General features: G+C 63.7%; 26 protein-coding genes. 13 read left to right on the top strand and 13 right to left on the bottom strand.

What is annotated here, in order from left to right; all coding sequences use genetic code 11:
- Positions 1-139: 139 nt before the first annotated feature.
- Positions 140-787, bottom strand: a complete 648-nt coding sequence (locus R3P93_RS06855) for a hypothetical protein (RefSeq protein ID WP_149405220.1) — start codon at positions 785-787, stop codon at positions 140-142.
- A gap of 131 nt (positions 788-918) precedes the next feature.
- Between R3P93_RS06855 and R3P93_RS06850 the strand changes: the two genes are divergently transcribed.
- The 6 genes from R3P93_RS06850 to R3P93_RS06825 all read left to right on the top strand — a co-directional run bounded on the left by R3P93_RS06850 (position 919) and on the right by R3P93_RS06825 (position 4,954).
- Positions 919-1,074 carry a hypothetical protein gene (locus tag R3P93_RS06850; protein ID WP_188078550.1) on the top strand — a complete coding sequence of 52 codons (156 nt, stop codon included), beginning with the start codon at positions 919-921 and terminating at the stop codon, positions 1,072-1,074.
- A gap of 376 nt (positions 1,075-1,450) precedes the next feature.
- Entirely contained in the window at positions 1,451-2,734 is a 1,284-nt protein-coding gene (locus R3P93_RS06845) for a competence/damage-inducible protein A (protein ID WP_149405219.1), read from the top strand.
- A 129-nt stretch (positions 2,735-2,863) separates the two neighbouring features.
- Positions 2,864-3,286, top strand: coding sequence for a YqhA family protein (locus R3P93_RS06840; protein ID WP_188078549.1), 423 nt, complete (start codon positions 2,864-2,866; stop codon positions 3,284-3,286).
- A 24-nt stretch (positions 3,287-3,310) separates the two neighbouring features.
- Positions 3,311-3,610 (top strand): hypothetical protein, encoded by a 300-nt coding sequence (locus R3P93_RS06835; RefSeq protein ID WP_262498268.1) that lies wholly within the window; start codon positions 3,311-3,313, stop codon positions 3,608-3,610.
- Positions 3,601-4,200, top strand: a complete 600-nt coding sequence (locus tag R3P93_RS06830; RefSeq protein ID WP_149405217.1) for a sulfite oxidase-like oxidoreductase — start codon at positions 3,601-3,603, stop codon at positions 4,198-4,200. Before R3P93_RS06835 ends, R3P93_RS06830 begins: the two co-directional genes overlap by 10 nt.
- A 1-nt stretch (position 4,201) precedes the next feature.
- Complete coding sequence (locus tag R3P93_RS06825) at positions 4,202-4,954, top strand: ferredoxin reductase (RefSeq protein WP_149405216.1); 753 nt, start codon at positions 4,202-4,204, stop codon at positions 4,952-4,954.
- An 11-nt stretch (positions 4,955-4,965) separates the two neighbouring features.
- Here R3P93_RS06825 and R3P93_RS06820 read toward each other — a convergent pair whose 3' ends face one another.
- Together R3P93_RS06820 and R3P93_RS06815 are read right to left on the bottom strand one after the other, a co-directional pair.
- On the bottom strand, positions 4,966-6,300 hold the full coding sequence (locus R3P93_RS06820; RefSeq protein ID WP_188078548.1) for an alpha/beta hydrolase: 1,335 nt from the start codon (positions 6,298-6,300) through the stop codon (positions 4,966-4,968).
- Between the two features lie 47 nt (positions 6,301-6,347).
- Positions 6,348-6,836 carry a nucleoside deaminase gene (locus R3P93_RS06815; protein ID WP_149405214.1) on the bottom strand — a complete coding sequence of 163 codons (489 nt, stop codon included), beginning with the start codon at positions 6,834-6,836 and terminating at the stop codon, positions 6,348-6,350.
- Between the two features lie 107 nt (positions 6,837-6,943).
- On the opposite strand from R3P93_RS06815, the gene R3P93_RS06810 reads away from it, so the two are divergent.
- Positions 6,944-7,519 (top strand): GNAT family N-acetyltransferase, encoded by a 576-nt coding sequence (locus R3P93_RS06810; RefSeq protein WP_317532676.1) that lies wholly within the window; start codon positions 6,944-6,946, stop codon positions 7,517-7,519.
- Positions 7,520-7,592: 73 nt separating this feature from the next.
- Here R3P93_RS06810 and R3P93_RS06805 read toward each other — a convergent pair whose 3' ends face one another.
- From R3P93_RS06805 to R3P93_RS06785, 5 genes are all read right to left on the bottom strand, one after another.
- A complete protein-coding gene (locus R3P93_RS06805) occupies positions 7,593-8,516 on the bottom strand; it encodes a vWA domain-containing protein (protein WP_317532675.1) in 924 nt (307 codons plus the stop codon).
- A 69-nt stretch (positions 8,517-8,585) separates the two neighbouring features.
- Positions 8,586-9,521, bottom strand: a complete 936-nt coding sequence (locus tag R3P93_RS06800; RefSeq protein ID WP_149405211.1) for an AAA family ATPase — start codon at positions 9,519-9,521, stop codon at positions 8,586-8,588.
- On the bottom strand, positions 9,518-10,351 hold the full coding sequence (locus R3P93_RS06795; protein ID WP_094639745.1) for a mycofactocin-coupled SDR family oxidoreductase: 834 nt from the start codon (positions 10,349-10,351) through the stop codon (positions 9,518-9,520). Before R3P93_RS06795 ends, R3P93_RS06800 begins: the two co-directional genes overlap by 4 nt.
- Before the next feature lie 9 nt (positions 10,352-10,360).
- Positions 10,361-11,182, bottom strand: coding sequence for a mycofactocin-coupled SDR family oxidoreductase (locus R3P93_RS06790; RefSeq protein WP_317532674.1), 822 nt, complete (start codon positions 11,180-11,182; stop codon positions 10,361-10,363).
- Between the two features lie 263 nt (positions 11,183-11,445).
- Complete coding sequence (locus R3P93_RS06785; RefSeq protein ID WP_317532673.1) at positions 11,446-11,919, bottom strand: MarR family winged helix-turn-helix transcriptional regulator; 474 nt, start codon at positions 11,917-11,919, stop codon at positions 11,446-11,448.
- A 65-nt stretch (positions 11,920-11,984) separates the two neighbouring features.
- Here R3P93_RS06785 and R3P93_RS06780 point away from each other — a divergent pair, with 65 nt between their 5' ends.
- Both R3P93_RS06780 and R3P93_RS06775 read left to right on the top strand, forming a co-directional pair.
- Positions 11,985-12,512 carry a phenolic acid decarboxylase gene (locus R3P93_RS06780; protein ID WP_317532672.1) on the top strand — a complete coding sequence of 176 codons (528 nt, stop codon included), beginning with the start codon at positions 11,985-11,987 and terminating at the stop codon, positions 12,510-12,512.
- A 1-nt stretch (position 12,513) separates the two neighbouring features.
- Positions 12,514-13,302, top strand: a complete 789-nt coding sequence (locus R3P93_RS06775; RefSeq protein ID WP_317532671.1) for an alpha/beta hydrolase — start codon at positions 12,514-12,516, stop codon at positions 13,300-13,302.
- A 26-nt stretch (positions 13,303-13,328) separates the two neighbouring features.
- On the opposite strand, the gene R3P93_RS06770 is transcribed toward R3P93_RS06775, so the two are convergent.
- From R3P93_RS06770 to R3P93_RS06750, 5 genes are read right to left on the bottom strand one after another with little or no spacing between them, the layout of a single operon-like run.
- Positions 13,329-14,051, bottom strand: coding sequence for a TetR/AcrR family transcriptional regulator (locus R3P93_RS06770; protein ID WP_317532670.1), 723 nt, complete (start codon positions 14,049-14,051; stop codon positions 13,329-13,331).
- Between the two features lie 25 nt (positions 14,052-14,076).
- The gene (locus R3P93_RS06765; protein WP_317532669.1) at positions 14,077-15,606 is read right to left on the bottom strand and encodes an FAD-dependent monooxygenase; all 1,530 of its coding nucleotides are present in this window, start codon (positions 15,604-15,606) and stop codon (positions 14,077-14,079) included.
- Positions 15,603-17,282, bottom strand: coding sequence for a (2,3-dihydroxybenzoyl)adenylate synthase (locus tag R3P93_RS06760; RefSeq protein WP_317532668.1), 1,680 nt, complete (start codon positions 17,280-17,282; stop codon positions 15,603-15,605). The genes R3P93_RS06765 and R3P93_RS06760 overlap by 4 nt, the downstream gene beginning before the upstream one ends.
- Positions 17,279-19,600: a hydantoinase B/oxoprolinase family protein gene (locus R3P93_RS06755; RefSeq protein ID WP_317532667.1), complete on the bottom strand. Its 2,322-nt coding sequence runs from the start codon at positions 19,598-19,600 to the stop codon at positions 17,279-17,281. Before R3P93_RS06755 ends, R3P93_RS06760 begins: the two co-directional genes overlap by 4 nt.
- A gap of 20 nt (positions 19,601-19,620) precedes the next feature.
- Positions 19,621-21,723 carry a hydantoinase/oxoprolinase family protein gene (locus R3P93_RS06750; RefSeq protein WP_317532666.1) on the bottom strand — a complete coding sequence of 701 codons (2,103 nt, stop codon included), beginning with the start codon at positions 21,721-21,723 and terminating at the stop codon, positions 19,621-19,623.
- A 252-nt stretch (positions 21,724-21,975) separates the two neighbouring features.
- Here R3P93_RS06750 and R3P93_RS06745 point away from each other — a divergent pair, with 252 nt between their 5' ends.
- The 4 genes from R3P93_RS06745 to R3P93_RS06730 are packed head-to-tail and all read left to right on the top strand — an operon-like array spanning position 21,976 to position 24,861.
- On the top strand, positions 21,976-22,728 hold the full coding sequence (locus tag R3P93_RS06745; RefSeq protein WP_317532665.1) for a maleate cis-trans isomerase family protein: 753 nt from the start codon (positions 21,976-21,978) through the stop codon (positions 22,726-22,728).
- A gap of 29 nt (positions 22,729-22,757) precedes the next feature.
- A complete protein-coding gene (locus R3P93_RS06740) occupies positions 22,758-23,393 on the top strand; it encodes a VOC family protein (RefSeq protein ID WP_068046735.1) in 636 nt (211 codons plus the stop codon).
- Positions 23,390-23,635, top strand: coding sequence for a hypothetical protein (locus R3P93_RS06735; RefSeq protein ID WP_068046732.1), 246 nt, complete (start codon positions 23,390-23,392; stop codon positions 23,633-23,635). The genes R3P93_RS06740 and R3P93_RS06735 overlap by 4 nt, the downstream gene beginning before the upstream one ends.
- The gene (locus R3P93_RS06730; RefSeq protein ID WP_317532664.1) at positions 23,632-24,861 is read left to right on the top strand and encodes an alpha/beta hydrolase; all 1,230 of its coding nucleotides are present in this window, start codon (positions 23,632-23,634) and stop codon (positions 24,859-24,861) included. Before R3P93_RS06735 ends, R3P93_RS06730 begins: the two co-directional genes overlap by 4 nt.
- Positions 24,862-24,873: the final 12 nt, after the last annotated feature.

Genomic DNA, 24,873 nt, shown 5'->3' with positions numbered 1-24,873 from the left:
ACATTCTCCCAGCCGACCACACCCCACTACAGACCAACACGCAGCAACATCAACCAGGCCCAATTCGCAACAGCCCGGATACCGCCGTTGGGCGACGGTAGTGAACGTTCAGGTGCGGCCCGTGTGAGCACGGAACCCGTCAGGCTGGGGTGCTCGCGCGAAGGCCGGGTGCCAGTGCGATATCGATGACCTGCTGGAGCGTCAGTACGCCCCTGGCATTCACATCGATTCGGGTGCCGTCGGTCGCGCGCGCAATGACGCGACTCGCGTCTTTGCTGTCCTGAATGTCGAGCACTGTTCCGTCGGCCTGCGTCGAGCGCTCGTCGACGACGCCCGCGAAGCACGGACCGACCGGCTCGGAGGAAAGCCAGACAGTGACTGTCAGCGTGCCGGTCCGATCGCCGACGGTGATGGTTCCGAACGCGTCGGCGTATCCGTCCAGTGACTGCCGTACTGCGAGTGCGTCGAAGCCGAAGGCCGGTGCGAACGGTTCGGGTTCGACGGTCGCTCCGGTGGGTAGTGCCGCGATCAGGGCATCGGTCATCGCTTGTGCTTTGGCCTCGAATCTCCACGGCACCTCGGAAATGTCGGCGTCACCCTCGCTGACGAATGCGTAGTTCACTCGCACCAAGTCCTCTGGCTGAACGACCTCCTCGCAGCCAGGAATGACGACTGGGTCAGGCTGCGGTTCGTGCAGCAGGCCGGCGACAACTGTGCCGGCAGCAACGATCCCGACGATCACCGCAACCGTCGACCACACCGAGCCCTGTGCGCCTGTCGAATTCATGCAGTCCTCGCCGTCTCGGGATGGGTCGTGTCGTCATTCTGGCATCTCGGGGGTGTAGTTCTGGACCCAGCGGGGCACACCCATGATGTACATCCATCGGCGACCTGTCGCCCCGACTCCGTGGAGATTTCATGACGATGCCGACCGACGCAAGCGATGCAGTCCCCTCGCAGGGCAGCAACGACGGCCCCCGAGAGCACACCCCCGAGACGGACGCCGTCGAAGGCGCGCACGTGGACGAGGAAAACGTGCCACACCCTCCCGAGAGCGGAAACGCGCCGAACTGAACCGCGGTTCGACGGCATGATCGATACATGATCACGAATCCGTCCGTTGAATACGTCGGCCTTACGGTGGCCTGACCACGAGTCAGTGCTGATTCCTCGGTAACTGGAACCCGCGAGCATCTTTGCCCGAGTTCGATTGGTGAACAACGAGATCGCGCAAACGCACGCGCATCCGTCAGACGCGCGCGAGTTCGTCCACTATTCCGCGAGCATCCGGCGAACGCGCGCGCGTTTGCGGCGGCACTGATGGACGCCGCACTCGATGTTCGGCGCAGCGGGATGACGTTCCGGACGTGTTCGCCCCGCAGCCACAGTGAACAGCAGAGGTTTGCCACCCCAGAAGTCACCGGCACACCTCGGTCAGTAAGGTCTAAGGATGACTGTGCGAGCAGGTGTGGTGGTCACGGGAACCGAGGTTCTGGCCGGTCGGGTCACCGACCGGAACGGCCCGTGGGTGGCTCAACGACTTCTGGAGATGGGCGTAGACGTTGCCCATATCACCGTGTGCGGTGATCGCCCGGACGATCTGACTGCGCAGGTGCGGTTTCTGGCCGATCAACGTGTCGACTTGATCGTCACCACCGGTGGTTTGGGTCCGACCGCGGACGACCTCACCGTACCGACCGTCGCCGCGTTGTACGGCCGCGAATTGGCGCTGGATGCCGAGCTCGAAGATCGCATCCACGCGATCGTGCAACGGTGGCGAAGCCGCATGAGTTCTGCAGCCGACTCCGAGCCGCTACGGGCCGGTATTCGGAAGCAGGCGATGGTTCCCCAAGGCGCGCAGTCCATTTCACCGACCGGAACCGCACCCGGGGTCGCGATACCGTCCGACGAGTCCAGGTCACTGCCCGCCGTCCTCATTCTGCCCGGCCCACCTCGCGAACTGCAGGCGATGTGGCCGGAGGCCCTCGACAGCGCACCCGTCGCCGAGGTCCTCGCCCGCCGCACGCAGATGCGCCAGGACACCATTCGCGGCTACCGACTGTCCGAGGCCGACCTCGCCGAAACGCTGCGAACGGCAGAGCGCGAGATCACGGGATTCGACGATCTCGAGATCACCACCTGTCTGAGTCTCGGCGAGCTCGAAATGGTGACCCGTTACGCCGAATCGGCGAGACCTGCGTACATGGATCTCGAACGTCTCGTCGGGAAAATCCATGGTGCACGAGTCTTTTCGACCGACGGGTCCACCATCGACGACATCGTCGCGCACCGTCTGTCCGGGCATCGGATCGCCACGGCAGAATCGTGCACCGGAGGGATGATCGCCGCACGCCTGACCGACCGCGCAGGATCGTCGGCGTACGTCATCGGCGCGGTGGTGTCCTACGCCAACGAGGCGAAAACGGGCCTGCTCGACGTCCCCGCCGAGGTCATCGACCAACACGGAGCGGTCAGCGAGCCAGTGGCCGCGCTGATGGCCGAAGGCGCACTGAATCGACTGAACGTCGACATCGCGGTATCGACCAGTGGCGTCGCGGGCCCGGGTGGTGGCACCGAGGCCAAACCGGTCGGGACCGTCTGCTTCGCTATCGCCGTCACGGGCCGACCTACCGTCACCCACACCCTTCATCTCCCCGGGGACCGGGCAAGTGTCCGTGCACTGTCGACCACCGCGGCAATGCATATGCTCGCCGACGCGTTGGAGACTCGCTGAAGGTCTTGTAGACAGCGCAGGAGGGACCCACACATGTCATCACCAACGGACCACTCTGAGCACCATTCACAACCAACTGTGGACGGGCAGCCAACGGGTCGCCGACTTGCCGTCGAAAAAGTCCGTTTCATGAGCATCGTCGGCGCATCGACTGCGCTGCTGCTGTCGGCCGTCACCTATATGTGGGCCTTCGCAAAGGGTGTGGACTTCGTCCGTCTGCTCATCGTCGAGGGCCTCTCCTCCGACAAAGCGCTGGTCAAACTGTTCGAAAGTATCGACTCCATCCTGATCGCGACCGTGCTTCTCATCGTCGGATTCGGTCTGTGGGAATTGTTCGTCCACGACCTCGACCTGCCGCCTTCACTGACAACCACCTCGTTCGGTCAGTTGAAGAGGCAGACCGCAGGAACGCTGCTGCTGGTACTCGTCGTGCGATTCCTCGAAGTGTCCATCACCAGGCCGGAACCTGATGAGCTCATCGCACAGAGTGTTTCCACCGCGTTGGTCGGCGGTCTACTGATCGTGTTCGCAACCTGGCATCGCAGTCCGTGAGTCATCGTCGCTATCGGCCTGTGCATGCTGGTATGGCTGTCGTCGATTCCATTCCCCGCGATGCTGAGCCGGGTGGCAGGAGTGCTGGCGAGCGCCTCGCTGTACATCTACCTGATCCATTTCCAGGTCTACCTGCCGCTACGCGACGACCACCCATGGTTGGCGTTCGCCCTGTCGATTCTGTACTGGAAGGCGGTCGAATTCGTGCTGTCTCTCCGTAGTCGAATCATGCCGCGATCGAGGGCAGTCCGTTCCGACATCGTCGCACCGTCCGACTTGTCAGACTCCCGACCGCGGGAGGACAATTTGCCACCATGGCATTGATCTCGAAGGGCTTCGTGGGCCGTCGACGCGGCGACGACGGGCGTACTCCCCCCGGTCAGTATCTGACCAAGGATTTTCCCGTCCTCGCGATCGGGCCTGCGCCCGTGGTCGCGACCGACACGTGGTCGTTCTCGATCACCACCGAACGCGGCGAGACTCGCAGCTGGACCTGGAGCGAATTCGCGACTCTTCCGCACGAGACTCCGACCGTCGACATCCACTGCGTCACCAAGTGGTCGAAGCTCGACACCACCTGGAAGGGCGTGAGCCTGGACGTTCTGCTGGACGGTCTCGATAGCGATGCCGGCTACGTCGTGGTGCACGGCTTCGACGGCTACACCACCAATCTTCCCCTCGAGGACCTCAGGGATGGGAAGGCCTGGCTGGTCACCGAGTTCGACGGCGCTCCCCTGACTCGCGAACACGGCGGTCCGGCAAGGCTTCTGGTCCCGCATCTGTATTTCTGGAAATCGGCGAAGTGGATCTCACGCATCGAGCTCACCGTGGAGAACGAACAGGGCTTCTGGGAGCGCGGCGGGTACCACGACTACGGAGATCCGTGGCGCGAACAGCGATACCAGGGCGACTGACGTGACATCGGCGGCCGGGGCGAAACCTTGGCTCGTTGCCACGGTGGCGACCGTGCGGCGTGAGACACCCACCGCGTCCACCCTCGTTCTCGACGTCGACGGGTGGCCCGGCCATCTTGCCGGGCAGCACGTGGACGTCAAGCTCACCGCCGAGGACGGCTACAGCGCACAGCGAAGCTACTCCCTGGCGTCGGCACCCGACGGAACGTCGCGCATCGAGATCACGGTGCAGAACGTCGCGGACGGCGAGGTATCGCCGTACCTGGTCGAGGCCGTCGAGGTCGGCGACCGCATCGAAATCCGCGGGCCGGTGGGTCGATGGTTCGTCTGGCGGCCGTCACGGCCCTCCGAGACCCCGTCTCCACCGATCCTGTTGGTGGGCGGCGGTTCCGGCATCGTCCCGCTCCGCGCGATGGTTCGTGCGCAGGCGTCCGCGGACGGCGGTCGGGTGCCGTTCCGGGTGCTGTACTCCGTGCGCGAACCCGCGGAGGTCTACTTCGCGGACGAATGGGCTCGTCCACCGGCCGGCGTGGACGTCACCATGATTCATACGCGGCGTGCTCCTGCCGGTAACGCACGGCCCCTCGGCCGCATCACGGTCGAGGACCTCGACGCGCACGGATGGCCGGCGGAGTTCGAGCCGCGTTGCTACATCTGTGGCCCCACGAGTTTCGTGGACACAGTGGCCGACATGCTGGTGCAGCGGGGCCACTCGGCAGCGAACATCCGAACGGAGCGTTTCGGACCGAGCTGAGGAGCAGCGGATCAGACGATGTCGCCGAGGAACTCGATCTTGAGTCGGGTGTAGTCGTCGGTCCATTCCGAATCCACCGACATGAACGAATGGTCCAGTCTCGCCTCGTTCTTGCTGTACAGGTTCAGGCGGTTGTCGACGCCCACTCGATCCAGCGCAGCGCTCAGTTCGGCTGCCTGGTCGGGGAAGGTACCGGTGTTGCCGTCGGAGATGAAACTCGGCGGAAAGTCGGCCGTGACGTTGTCGATGACGTTCGCCTGCGCCAGCAACGCTCGGTCGGTGGTGTCGAGGTAGCTTCGGGCGGCGATGTCGAAGAAGAAACCGTTCGACGGGCTCGGTGATTGCGGTGCGCCCGCTCTACCGACATCAAGGGCAGCACTCTCGAATACCAAGGCCTTCACAGCACTTCGATCGATGGTGGGCTCGATACCCAGCGCCCGCGCGTAATCGGAATTGGTCTGCACGGCAGCGTAGTTGCCCACGATGTGGCCACCCGCACTGGTTCCGGCGAGGACGACGCGAGTCATGTCGAGTCCGTACCCGTCCGCATTCGTTTCCAGGAACTGCACGGCCTGGCCCAGTTGGATTGTCTGCGTGGGAAATCGGTAGCTCGGCGCGAACGCGTAGTTCACCGACACCACGTTGTAGCCCGCGTCGAGCATGGGGCCGGCCCACGACGCACCACCGGAATCTGCGCTGGGAGCACCATCGGTTTTGTCCCCGACAATCCAACCACCACCGTGAATCGCGACGTACGTGGGCCGGCTGATCGATGGATCGTCGTCGGCGATGTAGATGTCGAGAAACGAATTCGGAAGCGTCGAGCCGTAGTCGATGTCGTTGGTGAGGCGTGCTCCGTCGACCACCGCCGTGGCCGTCTGCGCGTCGGGCTCGAAGGAATTGCTCTGCCCCAACGCATGCAGCGATCGAATCAGTGGTGCCGGACTGGCCGCCGTGCCGACGACCACGACGGAAATCACCAATGCAATCGCTGCGGCGAAGCCCGCTGGGGCGGCGGTGGCCACCCCACGAGCGGAGGTCTTCGAACGGCCTGCCCATGCCGACGCGAGCAGATAGAAGCCGAGCACTATCGACGCAGCCAAGGCCGTGACCCACAGGGCGTGCAGATCCGTCACCAGCCATGCCACCTGAGTCACGACGGCGACGGACCCGAGCGAAGTCCCCACGCCTACACGCTTTCTGGCATCGGACAAGACGAGACATGTCGCGACCACTGCCACGGCGATGACCCACAACCCCACCGCGAGCTGCTGACGGATGAGGACGAACTCGAGCCACGCGAGTACGACGCCGGCGACGCCGGTCACCGCGAGCGCAGTCGTCATCGCTCTCGTACGGTGCCCTGCTCCGACTTCGATGTCTGCCTGCACCATCACTGCGCAGAAGTGTGGCGTTGCCTGTGCAGTTCGCGAACGGCCTCGCCGAACTCGGCGACCGGTCCGTCCACCGCGATGCCGGGCACGATCTGCTGGATGGGCGACGGCGTGATCGCGAGTGGTGCAGCACCGAATTCTTCGAGCCACGTCAGCAATTGAGCCGTCGACGTGGCGTAGACGATGCGGCCGAGTCCGACTATGCCGTGGCTCGCAGAGCACATCACACAGTGCTCACCGGAGGTGTAGACCGTAGAGGATCGACGCTGATCGGCGTCCAGGTTGGTCGCAGCCCACCGAGACAGTGCGATCTCGGGATGCTGGGTGGGATCGTTCAGGTCGCCGACCCTGTTCCTGTCCTCGGCCAGCAACTGGCCACTGTCCGACACCAGAATCGAGCCGAACGGATCGTTGCCCGTTCGCGCCGCCTCTGCCGCCAAATCCACAGCCCGGGCCAGAAAAGCACGGTCGCTCGAAGAGATGCTCACAGTGCACCGGCACCGACGATCGAAGTGTTCACGTCTCGACCGTACCGCCTCGAAAATCCCGCCTGCCGGACCGGTAATTCGACACCGATCCTCGGTATGGTCGGCGGGTGAGCTTCTCGGTACGGCCTGCCACGTCGTTCGCAGATCTGCGGACGATTCTCGGCCCGAAGAACCCGACGTCCTCGGTCTGTTGGTGTCTGAGTCATCGAATCGATTCCGCGACCAACAGAGCGCTCGTCGGCTCGGAACGCGCCGCATACGTCGAGAAGCTGACCCGTCGAAAAGTCGCACCGGGCGTATTGGCCTACGACGGGGACGAGGTGGTCGGCTGGGCTGCAGTGGCACCGCGCGCGGAGCTGCCGTTCGCGCGCTCGAACAAGATCCCGCACATCGACGATCTACCGGTGTGGACGGCCTGGTGCTTCCGCGTCAAGGCCGGACACCGCAAGCGCGGGATCGCGCACGTGCTTTTGGACGGTGCCGTTCGCTTCGCGGCCGATCACGGTGCTCCGGCGATCGAGGGCTATCCGGTGGACAACAAGGGTGCGAAGGTCGATCTGACGATGGCCTACGTCGGCACCCGCGGACTGTTCGAGTCGGCAGGCTTCGAATTCGCAGCCGAGACGACATCGGTATCGGGCGGAATCCCGCGAGTAATCATGCGAAAAGACCTGCGTACGTGACGTCCGACTCCTGACCCGAGAGGTGCCTGATGCCGATGTAGTGGGAGAACACGCGAATCACGACCTTCACACGTCAGTCTCCGAACAGTGAACTCAGTGCCGGTGCGACGTCGCGGTAGGTCTTGATGGTCCGTATACGACCGTGCCCTGTTCGCGCGAGATCCCGTCCGAGGTCGACGTCATGTTCACCCGACGTGTCCAGTAGTACGTCGAGGCGCGCGATCCTGGCTGCGGTCGGGCGTGGATCGGGACCGGCGTTGTGGACGCAGTCCGAGAGCAGAAGAACCCGTGGGTCGGGAGCGGACGCCGTACGCAGTAGCCCGGCCGCGGTCTCGAGCGCGAACTGCACGTTGGTCAATCCCCGCGCCGGAATGCGGAGAACGGTGTCGAGAATATTCAATGGGGTCCGCGAGTCGCCGAATCGACTGAGTACGGCCGCGTCGGACCAGAAGGCGACGACGGCGAGGTTGTCTCGGTTCATCTCACCGGCCAGAGCGCCGACGGTCGCGGCCGCAGTGCGCACCCGTTCGCCCTTCATCGACCCGGAGATGTCGACCACCAGGACGATGGATCGCTTGGTGTGCAAGCGTTCTCGGACGACGATGTCATCGTCTTCCGGTATCGGATTGGCCGCCAACACATCGAGCATGCGGTCCAGGTCGATCTCGTCACTGCCGCCTCGATAGCGCAGAGACGTCAACTCCCCGACGCCACGCCGTGCGCGTGTGTCGATGCGTGGACGCCGAACTGCCAGACGAGCCGCGATCTTTCGGGCGCGGGCCCGAGTCGCGGCGTCGGCAGTCGACTCGCTTTCGGTCGCGTCGGTCAGCGGAATCACTTCGGCCGATTCCTCGGTGAATCCGGGTGCCGACGGATTGTTCTCGCCGGAAGCCTTACCCGGCTTGCTGCGGCCCTGAGCGATCAGTACCGCACCGCTTCCGCCGCCGGGACGAAACAGCGACGGTGACTCCGTCAGCTGTTTCGGTTTGCGGCGCAACGGCTTCAGAGTTCCTGCCGGCTTACGGGTCCCCGGCCGTGTGATCGGAGATTCGGCCTCGACGGCTCTTCAACCAGGTGCCGCCGCAGCGGGACGCAGCACGAAATGGTCCTGCCATATCGTGTGCAAGACCATTTCTGCTGGTGCGTCGGATGTCTCGTCGATGTGAATGCGCCCGGACAGGGCAACGTACATCGCGTCGAGCATGACCTGCTGGTAGTCCTCGGGCAGGCCTCTCGGTGGATCGATGTCGGTGACGAGCGGAATCGCCACCTCCCGCAGATCTGCCAATTGCTGAGCGACGAGGGTCAGATCGATTGCCCCGCGCACACTGCTGCCCTGGGTGATGTCCTCGTGCTCACGCGTCAACCGAGTGACGGCCACGGCGTCGGCGATCAGTCGCGCGGAGTCGGATTCGCTACGGAGACCCACGATGCCGCGTTCCGCTTCGGCATCCTGGTAGCCGATGGCAAGACGACACAGACGGTCGTGGACGCTGGTCGACAGGCGCGTCGTACCGACGTTGTCGTAGGGATTCATCGATGCCACTACGCGGAACGTCGGTAACGCGTGCACAGTGCCGACGCGCGGGACGACGATGCGTCGTTCTGCCATCGCGGTGAGCAGCGTGTTCAGGGTGTCCTCGGGTGCGCGATTGAACTCTTCGATGTAGAGGAAACCGCCGGTGCGCATTGCGTCGATCAGCGGTCCCGCTACGAAGTTGTCCTCGCTGTAGTCCTCGCGAAGAACCCGAGCCGGGTTGTGGTGCCCGACAATTCGGGCCGGTGTCAGATCGGCGTTGCCCTCGACGAAGAACAGCGGAATGGACCACTCGGAGGTGATCGCGCCGAGCAGCGTGCTCTTGCTGGTGCCGGGCGGGCCCTCGAGGAGCAGGTCCCGCCCGGCCGCGACCGCTGCCAACAGGAGGTCGAGTTCACGGTCTCGACCCACGAGGTGCGCAGCAATCCGCCGGCGCACCTCACCGATCGACGCGGTAGCAGTCATTTGACCGTGTACCCCGCATCGACAGGAAGCGTTGCACCCGTGATGTATCGAGCATCGTCGGAGACCAAGAACGCTATCGCGTTGGAGATGTCGATTGCCTCGATCCACGGCACCGGCAGCGTGTTCGTGGTTTGGAAGATCGGTGCCGACTTCTCTCGCGACGGGTTCGGATCGTCGGGAGCGAACAACCCCCACGTCTTGGGATTCTGAATCATGACGGTGTCCACACCGGTCGGATGAACCGTGTTGACACGAATACTGTGTTGTCCGAATTCGTTTGCGAGAGTGCGCATGATGCCGACGACACCGTGCTTGGTCGCGGTGTAGTGCACCGTATTCGGTGTGCCCTTGAGGCCCGCTGTCGAACTCGTCAGCACGATGGAACCACCGCGACCGCCGGCGATCAGATGCGGCAGAGCAACTTTGCAGGTGTTCCAGACGCCCGTGAGGTTGACGTCGATCATGTTCTGCCACGCGTCGTCGGTGATATCGAGTGCCGGCGCGATCTCGAACACTCCCGCATTGCCCAGGACGATGTCGAGGCGACCGAGCTCTGCGACGCCGTCGTCGACGGCCTTTCTCAGCGCGGCCGAATCACGCACGTCGGCCTTGGTGGCGACGATTCGTCGGTCGAGCGCTTCGACCTGCTTCACCGTTTCCGCCAGATCCGCTTCGGTCGACGGCGGATACATCTCGATGGTGTCGACCGGTCCGCACAGGTCTACAGCGATGATGTCCGCGCCCTCCTGCGCGAGACGTATTGCGTGACTTCGCCCCTGACTGCGAGCAGCCCCGGTGATGAATGCGACTTTGCCTTCCAGCTTGCCCATGTCCGTCTCCTACTTGGCCAGGAAGCCGGCGTCGACGGGCAAGGTGACGCCCGTGACGTACCGCGCATCGTCGGACACCAGCCACGCGATGGCGTTGCTGATATCGATCGCTTCGAGCATAGGCACCGGTAGCAAATTGCCGAGCATGGCTGTGGCGTCGGGGTTTTCGGTGAGGAACTTCTGCATGACGTCGTTGACGACCATCGGCGTGTTCACCCCGGTCGGGTGCACGGTGTTGACGCGTATGGAGTACTGCGCAAGCCAATTGGTGAACGTGCGCATCAACCCCACGACCGCGTGCTTACTGGCCGCGTAACCGTCTCCGGCACCGGATCCGTTACCGCCCGCACCGGACAGGCCCTGAGTCGAGCTGGTCAACACGATCGACCCGCCCTGGCCCTTGGCGATCATGCTCGGAACCCCGGCCTGAACGGTATTCCACACACCGACGAGGTTGACCTCCACCACATCACGGAAGGTCTTCACTTCGTCGGGGTTTTCGGCACCCTGGGGTGCTATTCCGGCATTCGCCAGAATGATGTCGATGGGGCCGAGTTCGGCTACCGCCGAGTCCACTGCCGCTTTCATCGCGTCGTAATCGCGGACGTCGGCTTCCGTGGCGACGATGCGCCGATCGAGCGCCTCGACTTCTTTCACGGTCTGTGCGAGATCTTCCGATGTGGCCATCGGATAGGCGACCGTATCGATCTGTGCACAGATGTCGACCGCGATGATGTCGGCACCTTCTTGCGCGAGCCGGAGAGCGTGGCTACGCCCCTGTCCGCGTGCGGCACCGGTGATGAAGGCTACTTTTCCGTCGAGCTTTCCCATGATCGAACTTCCTTGATCGTCGGATGAAAACGGTACGAGCGCAGAACGGTTCGCCGAATGGCCGGGTACGCTCGGGCGGTATGTCCGGTTTCGAGGACATGATTCGACGCTATATGACACCCAGTGCAGATGTGGCCGAATTACTTGAATCGTTGTTGATTTACGTTCCGTGGACGCGAGAACAGGACGACCGATTCAGACGTGCACACGCAGTGAAGTATCGAGGTGAATTGCGCGCCGAGCCCTCACGAACTCTGTCGCCGCTACAGGTCGTCGCCGTGCTCGAGCGCCTCGCGGATTCGGCCGAGCAGCGCAGTGGCGTCACGGAGGGTGCGTTGCTCGGCCGGCGTCAGGTCGTCGAGGATATTCATGAGAAGCCCCTCTGCCGCAATGTCGTAGATGCGCAATTGCTCTCGAGCAAGATCGGTGAGGCCGACGCGCATGCTTCGAGCATCCGAGTCGTCGGGTCGGCGAGCGACGAGCCCGTCCGATTCCATCGTTCGGACGAGGTTGCTGATCGTGGGGCGTGCCAACCCCAGCTGACGCCCGAGCACTGTGGGGCCCTCCCACTTGTCCGGAAAGAGTCGCCGCAGGATCTCGATCTGTGCGTCGGGCAGGGCTTTGAGCCCCGCGCGCGAGCGGGAGGCGTTGAGCAGCACGCGCCGGAAGGGGCCTATCTCCTCGCTGAGATGGCGGGCGATATCGGCGAGACCGGGTGCGCTGTCGGAATCGTCCACCGCGCCAGACTACTCAGTCTGAATTTAGGTTTGCAACAAACGCATTTCTGGGTGATCATGGAGTCATGAGCATTCACACCAGCGTTGCCGACCCCACTCCCGAACAAGCCCTGGAATCGATCATCGGCCATCGGTTCATCTACACGTACGCCAACGGGTGGCAGTACGAGATGTACGTCAAGAACGCCACCACCATCGACTACCGGATCCACACCGGAATGGTCGGCGGTCGCTGGGTCAAGGGGCAAGAAGTCGATCTCGTCGGACTCGGCCGCGGCGTCTACAAGATCTCGTGGAACGAGCCGACCGGCACGAGCGTCGTCGTCAACGTCGTTCCCGAGGACCGCGTTCTGCACGGCACCATCTTCTTCCCGCACTGGGTGGAACTCGACGGGTCCAAAACCGTCCTGTTCCAGAACGACCACCTCGACGAGATGCGTCAGTTCCGCGATCAGGGCCCCACCTATCCGATCTACGTCGTGCCCGAGTTCGCGCACATCACCTTGTTCGAGTACGTCGGTATCGACGACGACACCGTCATCGACACCGCGCCCGCAGACTTACCGGCAGGCTTTGCCGACCGGAGCAACTGAGATGGACCTCCAGAACCCCGGCATGGCCACGCTCACACTCCCCCATCGTGGGCAGGTGATCCGCGGCAACGAGTATCGACCCGAGAACTCCGACAGAACAGCGCCGTCCGTTCTGATCGTGCACGGCTTCAGCGACTCGAGCATCGGACCACAGCGCCTCTTCGTCCAGATCGCTCGACGCCTCGTCGAGGCGGGAGCAGTCGTCCGCGCGTACGACCGACTCGGCCAAGGCATCAGCGACGGCGAGTTCGAGGACATCACCCTGCGCGACGAGGTCGAGCAGGTGTCGACCATGATCCGGGAGTTCGCTGCCGATCGATCTGCACCGGTGCACGTTCTCGCCCACAGCCTCGGCGCAGTGGAAGCGGCAATGGCGGCCACGCTCCTGTCCGACCGTGTCGCCAGCCTCACCCTGTGGTCACCTGCAGGCGTTGTCGTCGACGACATCACCGTCAAGCACGAAATCCAGGGCCAGCCCATCGATTCCGTCGCACAGAACGGCGGCTTCGACTTCGGCGGCATGTGGCTCGGACCTGCATTTTTCGACGACATCCGCAATGGCCTCGATGTGTACGAGGCTGCGGCCGGATACAACGGTCCCGTCGACATCGTCCACGGCACGGCAGACCAGATCGTGCCACTCGAGTACGGACGCCGTTACGCAGAGTTGTTGCCACACGCGACATTCACCGCGATCACCGGTGCCGACCACACCTGGTCATCGCGTGCGTGGCGAGACGAGCTTCTCAGGCGTCTGCTGACGTTCCTGGGGTTACCGGGCGCTGGGTGAGCAAGGCTCCGGCGCGAGTCCGTCGATCACGATTCCGATCGATCCCGAGCCAGGATGCGTTCGAGGTAATCGAGATCCTCGCGGAGCATCGAGATCGCACGTTCGGGCCCCTCGGGTATAAGAGGCGTTCCGCTGTCCTGGACGACGGTCCGCAATGCCATGTCGGCGAGTTGAGTGGCCACACTGCGATCGGCGTCCGGGTCACCGCTCTGATGCCACCAGGCGACCCAGTTGAGCATGCCGATGATGCCGAGTGCTGCTGTGCGCGGGTCGACAGGCCTGAATTCCCCTGCCCTGACGCCATTTTCGACGACCGTCACGAACTCCTTGAGCACGTGCCTGCGACTCTGCTGGTACGTCCGCGAAGTCTCCTCGGGCAGATCGGCTTCCGACCTGATTATGAGCTTGAAGCGGTCGGCGGTTTCGGCCTGGTTCAGGGCGATCGCGGTGGCCATCTTGCGTAGCTTCTCGGTAGGGCCGAGATCGGATCGCGCATTGATCTCGTGCAGAACTGCGGCCGGGGTCTCGGTGCTCTCGCTGATCAGGCGCGAGAGTAGCTCGTCCTTGTTCGCGACATAGTGATACAGCGCCGGGCGGGTCAGACCGGTCGCGTCCGCGATGTCCTGCAGTGTGGTGCTGGCAAAGCCCTTCTCGGCGAACAATCGCGTGGCCTGGTCGAGAATTTGCTTCTCGACCAGCTCCCGACGCGGATTGCGCGCCGATCCTCGTGGTGAGTCCTCGCGTGTCATGAACGAAGAATAACCGTCACCGTCGTCAAGAACCGACAAACACGAGGTGGGTACGCGCACTGACCAGACCTGCCACCGCATCGGACAAACACTCCTCCGGCACGTCGACGACGACGAGCGCGCCGGTGCTGCGCATCATTCGCTCCGCGACATCGAGTCGGGTCAGGACGTGATCACGCTCGCCGGACCCGGTCAGCCACACCGTGGAACTTGCCCTGCACTCGTCGACGATGGCCGTCGCCTTCTCGTTCCACGCTGATTCGACGTCCACGGAGACCACCGTCGTCGTCGGGTCCTCGCGAAGATCGGACGGGGCGAATCGATCGGAAAACGACCGCCCACCGTGTTCGATGGGCCGCGAGAGGATCCAGCGGGACACATCGGCAGGAACCTCCGAGTCCGCGGGAACATGCGCGTAGCTCGCGATTCCCTTCAACGCCACCTCGGGAGCAGATTCGAGGAATCGCTCCAGACCGACCTTTCCGGCGCGCGTCATGTACGCCACCATCAGTTGGTCCACGGGCAGATCCATGCGCTGCGGAAAGGACTCCCACCACTGTTCACTTCGCACGGCAATCTGCTGAAGGTGTTCGACCGCGGGGCGACGCACCCGTTCGTACTCGGTGAGGGCATCGCCGACGGTCGCAGCCGACGCCAGTGCCGCATCGAGGGCGATGGCGTCCTCCATCGCCAGCTTCGTTCCCGATCCGATCGAATAGTGCGCTGTGTGCGCGGCGTCTCCGAGAAGAACTATGTTGTCTACCGACCACTTTCGACACTTGACCGTTCGGAACTGCATCCACCGGGTCCGGTTTCCGATGAGGCTGTGATCCTGAAGAGTGACCGAGAACGCTCTCTCGAGATAGCGCAACGATGCCTCGTCACTGTCGGCCGCGCCTGTGGCAGCAGTCGTGACGTCGAAGCCCGCCCGGGCCCAGGTGTCGAGATCCGTCTCGATCAGGAACGTGCTGCGATCCGGCGCATAGGGATACGCGTGGGCAACGAACGTACCGTGCTCGGTGGTGACGGGTACGAATATGGCGCTCGGTAGTGCGAAATCCGTTCCGCACCAGAGGTAAAGGCCTGTTCCGGTGCTGATGTCGGCACCGAATCGACCGTCGGCCGTACGGGTCGCGCTGTTGATTCCGTCCGAGGCGATCACGAGGTCCACATCGAGGTCGGCGGGTTCACTGCGTTCGCCGAACTCGAGCCGCACTCCTGCATCGCGCGCTTGCTCCTGCAGTACGGACAGCAGAGACGTCCGCGCTATCGCGAGAAGATCACCGTGAGCCAAGCGGGCCGTTCTGTTCCCTACCTGCATCGACATCTCGTGTGAGTACGCCTGAGCAACAATCGCATCGAGTGATGCGGCGTCGGCCTGACGGAGATTCCGCTGCGTCCGTGAGGCGAGGCCGACCCCGAACCCGAACGTGGTGTTCGGTGAACTCTGTTCGTAGACGGTGATCTCCGCGTTGGGTTTGGACAGTTTCAGTAGCCGTGCGGCGTAGAGGCCACCGGGGCCACCGCCGATGACTGCGACGCGGTCGAGTTTCATGGTTGCCTCTCGAGCTTCGCGGCGATGTCGAGCCGCAAACGCTTCTTGTCGATCTTGTTGACGTTGGTTCGGGGAAGCGCGTCGAGCCATTCGAGGCGCTCCGGCCATTTGAACTTGGCCACACCGAGTCCCGTGAGATGGTCCTGCACGTCGGCCATCGTCAACGGGGCCCCGTCGGTGACGAGATACGCGCACGTCTTCTCGCCGAGTCGAGGGTCGGGCATCGCGACGACGGCCGCACCCACGATGGCCGGATGGTCGAGCAGAAGAAGCTCCACCTCCTCGGCGTTGATCTTCTCGCCGCCGCGGTTGATGAGGTCCTTGATGCGACCCTCGATGGAGATGTACCGCTCGCCGTCGACGACGGAGATCGACGCCAGATCGCCGGTCCGGTAGAAGCCGTCGGAGGTGAAGGCAGTCCGATTGTGCTCGGGTGCATCGAAATACCCGGTGATCGTGTACGGGCCACGGCAACACAATTCGCCGACTTCCCCGTCGGGTAGCTCGATCTCCGTGCCGGGATCGAGGATGCGCACCTCGTCCTCGGCGCAGACAGGAGTGCCGACGGTGGTGATTCGAGCGTGGCGAGGGGCGCCTACCGGGGTGACGGTGAGCAGCCCCTCGGACATCCCGAACAGCTGACCCGCCCAATGATCTCCGCCGTCGTCGACGCGGTCCATCAGCGCCGGTGACACTTTGGCACCGGACAGGATCACGTGCCGCAGACGCTCGCGCACCCGATCGAACTCGGGACTCAGCACGGCCTGGTAGTGACCGTGGCCGATCAACACCTCGGTGGCCTCCGCGCGCTCCATCAGGTCGAACGCCGATCCGAAGTCGGCGGTCGCGAGTACCAGGCACGCGCCGACCGAATGCGAGGCGTGCAGACCGCAGGCTATCCCTGCGTTGTGCACGATGGGGATCAGATGGGCGACGCGGCTGTCCGCGGTCCATTCGAGCCGTTGGGCGTACATGAGCGCGTTGTTCCAGTATTCGGCATGGATCCGCGGAATGACCTTGGGTACTCCCGTTGTCCCGCCGGACAATTGGAATGCAACCACGTCCTCGGGATCCGTCTGTGCCTCGATGGTGTCGACGAGAGCTCGGGCCTCGGTGGCATCGATGTCGCGGCCGAGGTCCTCCAACCGCAGTCCGTCACCCTCGTTCGCCCCGACCGTCACCACGTGGCGAACGGTCTCGCTCCCTTCTGCATGTTCGAAGGCGAACGAGACCAGGTCGAACGACGGCAGACCGGCCTCGACCACATGCGCGACCGCGCCCACCGCGGCACCGATGTGCGCGATCTCGTGCATTCGGTGCGCGGCCAGTGTGGCGACCGGAACCAGTCCGGCCTTGACGCAGCCGTACCAGGCCAGCACCGTCTCGAGCCGGTTCATCATCTGGAACAGCACAGGGTCCAGGCGCACCAGTCCCAGTCGAATCAATCCGGCGGCGATGGCATCGGTACGACGATCGAGTTCGGCGAACGTCATCGAACCCTCGGCGCTGATGATCGCAAGCCTGTCGGGATACCGAAGAGCGATGTCGCGGAACCGGCGACTCGTGGGAAGTGAGCTCCACGAACCAGTCTCACGGTAACGCTGCGCGCGATCCTCCGGGTATCCCACCAGCCTGCCGTCCCAGTCCGAATGGGTCGTCTCCGTGGTCAACGTCATCGTTCGGCCACCGCAGGAAGCAATCGAGAGATCTCCAACGAATGATCGGGATGATCGGCAGGAACGATTCCCGAGTACACGGCCGTCCAGCATCCCGGGCAGCACAGCTGACGGAACACGATGGCCGTGTCGACGTAGATGGAGGGATCCGATGTCACCTGCGGCCCCGCCGCCGAGGACGGCCCCTCGTAGCGAGCCAGATCCAGTACACCACTCGACTTCTCGTCACCGAGGAGCCGGCCGCACTGTGCACAGGCGATGACCCGAACGTCCCCGACGGTCACCTCGGACAGGTTGTCGTCGAGACGTCTTGCCAGCGAGAGATCCATGATGGGAGCGTCGGAGTGCTGGGTGGAACGCGTGCGCCGTTCGTCGATCATGTCTCGACGTCGTCGCGCAGTTGCTGCCTCGTCCACCTTTCCCGCGTCGATGACCACGCCGTAGACGACGTTCGCCCCCTCTGCGGTGACCTTGCCCTCGCGTAGGTCCACGACCACAGCCGCCGGATCGCGATGCAACGGATCTCCGTAGCCGCCGCCTCCCTGCCAATGCATGTACAGCACCTCACCGGGAGCGACATAGCTTTCGGCGTAGCATGCGCCGAATTCCTTTCCGCCGCCCAGATCTTCGAGGGCTCCGGGAATTTTTCCCGCTGCGAACTGCTCGATGACGTCGGTACTTCGCGCCAGAATTTCGAGTCCGGTGTTGCCGGGGTACCCGCCGGCGAGGCCGTTGTTCTGCGCCACGGCTTTACCCGCCGAGGCGAGGACGAGGCCCATCGGGAGCGAGGTGCCGTACGGCGTCACAGCGAGCGATGCACTGACGCCACCGCGTTGACGACCGGGTCCACCCGAGTCGGGCTCTTCACGACGCCACAGTGTGAGCAGCGGGTAGAGGAACTCGGTCATTTCCGTATCGGGGATGCGCCCCATCGGAATACAGAAGAGGCCTCCGGTGTCCATGCCGTCCGCGGTCGGGCGTGCGCCGTAACCGCCTGCCATCGGTTCCATCATGATGTTGAGGAACGGAACGGGTTGTTCCCCACGTTCGTCGAGGCCTGCGATCACCGCGGTGTCCCAGGTACCGCAGCACGCAGCCTGCACGCTCTTGCCGAGGTCGACCGATCGGTCGAGCATCTGCGACAGGCATTCCGCGATGAGGGTTCCGGTCAGCCAGGCGGGTCCGATGGGACCACGGCTGACTGCTGCAGGGAAGCTCGCGTTGTTGATGGTGCCCTCCTCGGACACCAGGTCGAAGCATCGCATCAATCCGCCTGCGGACCAGGGAATGTCACCCGCGAGGATCGGAAGCAACGCGAGCATGACGCCGCCGCGCATGCCTGCGTACGTGCAGTTGATGACGCCCGTCTGCTTGTCGGTGCCGGTGAAGTCGAACGTGAGATGGTCGTCGGTCTTGCTCATCGCGACCGTGATCTTGTGAACCTCGCGGTCACCGGTGTGCGACTGGTCCTGGTAGCCGGTGGCCTTCCAGGTCCCGTCGGGGAGCGAGGAGAGCTTGCTGCGCAGTCGCCCTTCGGCGTCCGTCATCATGCGCTTCATGACAGCTTTGACGGTGTCGGCACCGTACTGCTCGATGACGGCGAGCATGCGATTGCGGCCGACGGTGTTCGCGCCGATCTTGGCGCGCAGGTCGAGCCCGACCAGCATGGGAACACGGGAGCGTCGAACCCAGAGATCGGCGACGTCGCGCTGTAGCTCGTAGTCGCGGACCACCTTGACCGGCGGAGTCGGAAGCGATTCGGAGAAAACATCTTTCGCCGACGGGTCGAACGATCCGAGGCCGGAACCACCGAGATCGGGTTCGTGGCAGATCGCGCTGGTCCACGCGAAGAGCTTGCCCTCGTGGAAGATGGGTTGGTAGACGATGACGTCACTCTGGTGCAGTCCCCCGCCGACCCATGGGTCGTTGCAGAGGAACATGTCGCCCTCCACGATGCCCGGGTTGGTTGCGCGGTGTTGCAGGGTCCAGTAGATCGCCAGGTCGACGGCTCCGACGAGCATGGTGTTGTAGAGGCCTACCTGAACCTCCTGTCCCAGTTCGTCACTGATCGCGAAGTCGAAATCGTTCGCGTCGGTGACGATGGGTGAGCCGGACATTCGTTTGAGTGCCTCGCCCATCTCGTCGGTGACCGACCAGAGTCGGTGACGGATGACCTCGTAGGTCAGCGGGTCGAGCTCGTCGATCTGCTGCTGGGTGACGGTGTGCACCGGCAGCGTCGGTGGGAGCGTGCGGGCGAGGGCGTCGGGGTCGACGGGGCGGGACGAGAAGATCTCGGACCCGGGAATTGCGGATGTCATGGTTCGGTTCTCCTGTGGTCTCAGCCGGCGACGATGTTGAGGTTGCCGAGGCGGTCGACAGTTCCGGTGGTTCCGTGCGGGACGACGACTGTGGTCGTCGGGACTTCGACGATGGCGGGACCGGCGAGCACGTGCCCGGCGGCGAGCTTGCTGTAGTCGTAGATGTCGGTGTCGACATAGCCGATTCGACCGTCCAGGTTGACCTTTCGGGTGCCGATACGAGCGACCGAGGAGTCGGCGGAGTCGGCCGACTTGAGCTCGGGGAGGGTAGGCGAGAACGGCAGGACGCCGGTTGCACGCACGCGATAGGTGATCGCCTGAATGCCGGCTTCGCGAAATCCGCTGTCCTTGCCGTACAGATCTGCGTAACGCTGCTCGAAGAGATCGGAGGCGTGTGCGACGCTCGCCGAGTCCAGCGAGCCCTCGGGAATGGTTGTTGCAACTTCTGCCAACTGCATCGTGTACCGCATGTCGATTTCACGTTCGACCTGGACAGACGTGAAATTGAGCCCTTGTCGACCGAGGGCTTCGCGGACGCGCTTCTCGAGACCGTCGAAATTCGCTTCTGCGCGAGCAGGATCGAGCGGCATCGCTGCCGGGTCGGACAGCTCGGCCGCGAGCACGATGTTCGACGACGCAAGACCGTAGGCCGAGAACGCCGATGCCACCTGCCCGAGCGGAACGATGACCTCCTTGACGCCGACTTCGGCTGCATAGGCGGCGCAATGTGATGGGCCGGCTCCGCCGAACGCGTAGAGAACGAAGTTGCGCGGGTCGTGCCCGGCTTCGACGACGGTCTTGCGCAGCAGGTCGCCGGTCTGTGCGTTCTGGACGGCGTAGATCGCGGCGGCTGCGTCCTCGACCGACAGACCGAGCGGTTCCGCGATGCGGCGTCGAATGGCCTCGCGCGCACGCTCTTTGTCGAGTGGTTTGCGTCCTCCCAGCAGGCCGCGCTCGGGGAGAATCCCGAGGACGAGATTGGCGTCGGCATTGGTGGGTTCGGTGCCGCCCTGCCCGTAACAGGCGGGTCCGGGTACCGCCTGGGCGCTGTGCGGACCGATCTGGAGGTTGCCACCCGCATCCACCCACGCTATGGCACCGCCGCCCGAGCCGATGGCGTGTACCTGCAGGGTGGGGACATTGATCGGGTGGTGGTTGATGATGGTGCTCGACGCACGCACCGGCTCACCGTCCACGACGAGGCCGACGAGGAAGGTGGTTCCGCCGACGTCGGTGGCGATGATGTTCTTGTGACCGAGCTGCTTTCCGAGCGACACCGCTCCGACCACGCCGCCGGTCAACACGGACCCGACTGTGCTGATGGCGTTCTTCGGGGCCTCGGCTGCGGCAACGGCACCGCCGTTGCTCTGCATCACCAGCAGTGGTCCCGCGAGATCGAGGGCACGTAGCTTCTTTTCCAACGAGCCGAGGTAATCGCGCAACCCTGGGCCGATCTGGGTACTCATGATCGTGGTTGCATTACGAGCGAACTCGCGGATGCGCGGGCTCACCTCGGAGGACAGCGAGACGAACATGTCGGGGTCGATCTCGTGCACGAGTTCACGAATGCGCTGCTCGTGCACAGGGTTACGGAACGACCAGAGCAGCGAGACCGCGATGCCGGAGACACCGTCGTCGACGAGGCTTCGGACGGCGATACGTGCGGACTCTTCGTCGAGGGCTACGACGACGTTGCCGTCTCGATCGAGGCGTTCGGTGACTTCCAGCGCATGCCGCTTGGGAACGAGACCGTGGGACTTGCTCTGCCCCAACACGTTCTGCAGTTGCTCGGGCGAGCCACCGAGGTACCGGCCCTCGACGTTCATGATGTAGATCGAATCGCGATGCCCCTTGGTGGTCAGGAACCCGACCGGCGGGACGTTACCCATCACCAGAGCGTTGAGCGAGGACGTGGTGCCGTGCGCGATGTGGTGGGTGTTCGCCAGCATTTCCTGCACCGGGCATCCGAGTTGCTCGGCCAACGCTTCGAGAACGTCGATGACGCCCTGTGAATAGTCGGGCGGAGTCGAGGGCGCTTTTGCAGCGACCACGGTCCCGGAACTGTCGTCGAGTACTGCGTCCGTGAACGTTCCGCCGACGTCCACTCCGATCACATAGGTCATGCCGGTGTGCTCCTTAGGTCCGAGTCGAAGACGTCCTGGCGTGTGAGAGCGAAACACCCTCGAACACTGCTTACGTCTGCGTCGAGTATTCGACGTAGACGACGACATGTCAAGCACGAATGTGAGTGCTGTCACCCTGCTCGATACTGCCCGAACGGACGCATCGATTCGATTTCCCTGGTCCAAGCCGCTTGACGAATCGTCGCAAACGTCGAATACTCGTCATCAGCGTCAATTACCGAAAGGCAGTTCATGAGTATTCATCGTGTGGGCTTGGTCGTACCGAGCTCCAACGTCACCGTGGAAACGGAGATGCCCGCATTGTTGGCGCGACATCGACATGCCCGGTTTTCGTTCCACTCTTCGCGCATGCGCATGCAGGCCGTGTCGCCGGAACAATTGCGGGCCATGAATGCCCAGCGCGAACGGTGCATCCTCGAATTGGGCGATGCCGGAATCGACGCTGTTCTCTATGCGTGCCTCGTCGCCCTCATGGTCGCCGGGCCCGGGGAACACCAACGGGTGGAGGGGCTCATAGCGGAACAACTCGCCACGGGCGGGTCCGATGCAGCCGTCAGGTCGAGCGCGGGCGCTCTTGTGGAAGGCCTGCGTGCGCTGGACGCCAAGAACATAGTTCTCGTGACGCCGTACATGCGACCGCTCGCGGAGAAGGTGGTCGACTACATCGAGGCCGAGGGCATTCGCGTACTCGATTGGCGCGCACTGGAGGTGTCCGACAACGCCGAAGTCGGCTGCATCCCAGGCGATCGAGTCATGGACGCGGCACGGTCGTTGGATCTCACCGGTGCCGACGCCTTGGTGATTTCCGCGTGCGTGCAGATGCCGTCCCTACCGCTCGTTCAGGCTGCCGAGGACGAGTTCGGCATCCCCGTTCTGTCGGCCGCGACAGCAGGTGCCTACAGCCTGCTCCGTGCGCTCGACCTACCCATCGATCTTCCGGACGCCGGCTCACTGCTTCGGGCAGACGCCGTCGTCACGTCCTAGATCGCCACTTTCGCAGAGAGGAAATCTTCATGTCCGACTTGCCACACAAGGTCCGGGGCGTCGACCACGTCGCCTACCCCACGTTCGATCCGGCAGCAACGGTCGAGTTCTACCGTGACGTTCTCGGGTTCCCCGTCGTCCACTCCATCTGCGCAGCAGGATGGGGCCCGGAGAAGCATCCGGACTTCATCCACTTCTTCTTCGACATCGGCAACGACGACCGACTCGCGTTCTTCTACTACTTCGGTCTCGAACCGTTCGACGGAGGACCACAGGGTGATTCGTACTCGCGCTTCGCCGAGGACGTACCGATCTTCTTCATCCGCTCGCGTCATCTCGCGATTCACGTCGACAGCGAAGCGGACCTGATGGAATATCGGCGACGGTTGGACGGCAGTGATTGGCCCGTGGAGATGCAGATCCAACACGAGACGATCGAGTCGATCTACACACACGATCCCAACGGCTACATGATCGAGCTCACCCGCGCGATGCGTCCGGTCACGCCGCAGGAAGATCTCGACGCGAACCTGACGATCGACGCTCTGATCGACATCGTGCGCGGACCCGACCCGAGCATGGCGAACCTGTTGACCCGCAAGGCCGAACTGATCGTCGAACGTGCGGCTGATTGGTCGGCCGAGAACGAGGTGGGAGTGTCGTGACCACGTTGTATGTGCTCGATATACCCGAGAACACCAGTATCGCCTCGGTGGCCGACGTCGACCCAGCCGTACGCGTCGACCACGTCGGCCCGTACTTCCGCATAGTCTCGGACAAGGACATCGTCATCGACCGTCGGGCCACCGGATGCAGGCACGCCGTCTGGTACAGCAGCGTCTCAGGCCTGTCGGAGTCTCGAATCACGCAGTGGGACAAAGACGCCCTGCGCGTCGAGCAGTCATGACTCGGACCCGACTCGGTGCTGGGCGCTACCTCGATGCGGCCGAGGCACCGACGAACACTGTCACGTCGACGCACGAGCTGACCACTGCCGATGGCGCCAAGGTCAGTGGAGTGTTGAGAACGGTTCCGGGCGCGGACCTCGTCGTTGCGTTGATGCACCCGCGCCAGGATCTGACGCATCACGTTCTCGTGCCAGAGCTGCTTGCACGCGGATATGCAGTGTGGACCCAGGGCACGCGATCGGTGAACAACGACATCTCGCTGGTGCACGAGCAGGCTTTGCTCGACGCCGCCGCCGGGCAGGTGTTCCTACGCTCCCACTCTTTCGATCACGTTGTCACACTGGGTCACTCGGGCGGTGGCACGCTGTTCGCGTTCTACTGCGAGCAGGCCGGGCTCACGCCCGAGGAGCGGCTGGCGGCAACGCCGGCCGGCCGGCCGATCGACCTCGCATCCGCGGAGATGCCCGTACCGGACGGTGCGATTTTCATGGCTCCACACCCGGGACAGGGCGCGCTGCTGCTGCGACTGATCGATCCGTCCGTGGTCGACGAATCGGACCCCATGTCCGTCGACCCGGCACTCGATCCTTTCGACAGTGCGAACGGATTCGTCGAGGCACCGGAAAGCTCCAACTATTCCGCCGATTTCGTTCAGAAGTACCGCGCCGCTCAGCTCGAGCGCGTCGCTCGCCTCGACGTGATCGCGCGGTCACGGGTCGCCGAAGCATCCGAGGCCCGACGGCGTTTCAAGACAAACGGCAACGCCCACGACCGTCGAGATGCGTTGGCACCGCGGATATTGACTGTCTATCGCACCGACGCGGACCTGAGATTCACCGACCTTTCGCTCAGTTCCAACGCCCGCCCCTACGGTTCGTTGTTCGGCCGGCGGCCCGATCTGACGAATTACGGGCTTGTCGGTTTCGCCCGTCTGGCCACCCCGGATGCCTGGCTGTCGACGTGGTCCGGTCTGAGCTCCAATGCCGACTTCGTTCGGTGCGCACCGTCGGTCACGGTCCCGTCGTTGTTCGTCGAATTGACCGGCGATCAGGCGTGTTTTCCGGAGGACGCCTCGAGAATGGTCGAGGCTCTGGGCTCAGTGGACAAGTCTCACGTGGCGATCGAGGGCACCCACTTCGGGGGCCCCATTCGCGATGGCGCGCCCACCGGCGCGTCTCTGGCCGCCGCCGATATCGGTGACTGGTTGTCCCAACACTTCATCTGACCCTCTCGCGAG

It is taken from the genome of Rhodococcus cerastii (genome assembly GCF_033042195.1).
Taxonomy (GTDB): domain Bacteria; phylum Actinomycetota; class Actinomycetes; order Mycobacteriales; family Mycobacteriaceae; genus Rhodococcoides.
The sequence above is the reverse complement of the archived record's forward strand: the minus strand, read 5'-3'. Positions and strand labels throughout refer to the sequence as shown.

Coding starts and splice junctions, on each gene's coding strand:
- R3P93_RS06765 (WP_317532669.1), bottom strand. CDS start 15,606: ATGAAACTCGACCGCGTCGCAGTCATCGGCGGTGGCCCCGGTGGCCTC.
- R3P93_RS06790 (WP_317532674.1), bottom strand. CDS start 11,182: ATGGGAAAGCTCGACGGAAAAGTAGCCTTCATCACCGGTGCCGCACGC.
- R3P93_RS06795 (WP_094639745.1), bottom strand. CDS start 10,351: ATGGGCAAGCTGGAAGGCAAAGTCGCATTCATCACCGGGGCTGCTCGC.
- R3P93_RS06845 (WP_149405219.1), top strand. CDS start 1,451: ATGACTGTGCGAGCAGGTGTGGTGGTCACGGGAACCGAGGTTCTGGCC.
- R3P93_RS06775 (WP_317532671.1), top strand. CDS start 12,514: ATGGACCTCCAGAACCCCGGCATGGCCACGCTCACACTCCCCCATCGT.
- R3P93_RS06855 (WP_149405220.1), bottom strand. CDS start 787: ATGAATTCGACAGGCGCACAGGGCTCGGTGTGGTCGACGGTTGCGGTG.
- R3P93_RS06750 (WP_317532666.1), bottom strand. CDS start 21,723: ATGACCTATGTGATCGGAGTGGACGTCGGCGGAACGTTCACGGACGCA.
- R3P93_RS06760 (WP_317532668.1), bottom strand. CDS start 17,282: ATGACGTTGACCACGGAGACGACCCATTCGGACTGGGACGGCAGGCTG.
- R3P93_RS06755 (WP_317532667.1), bottom strand. CDS start 19,600: ATGACATCCGCAATTCCCGGGTCCGAGATCTTCTCGTCCCGCCCCGTC.
- R3P93_RS06745 (WP_317532665.1), top strand. CDS start 21,976: ATGAGTATTCATCGTGTGGGCTTGGTCGTACCGAGCTCCAACGTCACC.
- R3P93_RS06780 (WP_317532672.1), top strand. CDS start 11,985: ATGAGCATTCACACCAGCGTTGCCGACCCCACTCCCGAACAAGCCCTG.
- R3P93_RS06850 (WP_188078550.1), top strand. CDS start 919: ATGACGATGCCGACCGACGCAAGCGATGCAGTCCCCTCGCAGGGCAGC.
- R3P93_RS06840 (WP_188078549.1), top strand. CDS start 2,864: ATGAGCATCGTCGGCGCATCGACTGCGCTGCTGCTGTCGGCCGTCACC.
- R3P93_RS06830 (WP_149405217.1), top strand. CDS start 3,601: ATGGCATTGATCTCGAAGGGCTTCGTGGGCCGTCGACGCGGCGACGAC.
- R3P93_RS06730 (WP_317532664.1), top strand. CDS start 23,632: ATGACTCGGACCCGACTCGGTGCTGGGCGCTACCTCGATGCGGCCGAG.
- R3P93_RS06835 (WP_262498268.1), top strand. CDS start 3,311: ATGCTGGTATGGCTGTCGTCGATTCCATTCCCCGCGATGCTGAGCCGG.
- R3P93_RS06740 (WP_068046735.1), top strand. CDS start 22,758: ATGTCCGACTTGCCACACAAGGTCCGGGGCGTCGACCACGTCGCCTAC.
- R3P93_RS06800 (WP_149405211.1), bottom strand. CDS start 9,521: ATGACTGCTACCGCGTCGATCGGTGAGGTGCGCCGGCGGATTGCTGCG.
- R3P93_RS06770 (WP_317532670.1), bottom strand. CDS start 14,051: ATGACACGCGAGGACTCACCACGAGGATCGGCGCGCAATCCGCGTCGG.
- R3P93_RS06820 (WP_188078548.1), bottom strand. CDS start 6,300: ATGACGACTGCGCTCGCGGTGACCGGCGTCGCCGGCGTCGTACTCGCG.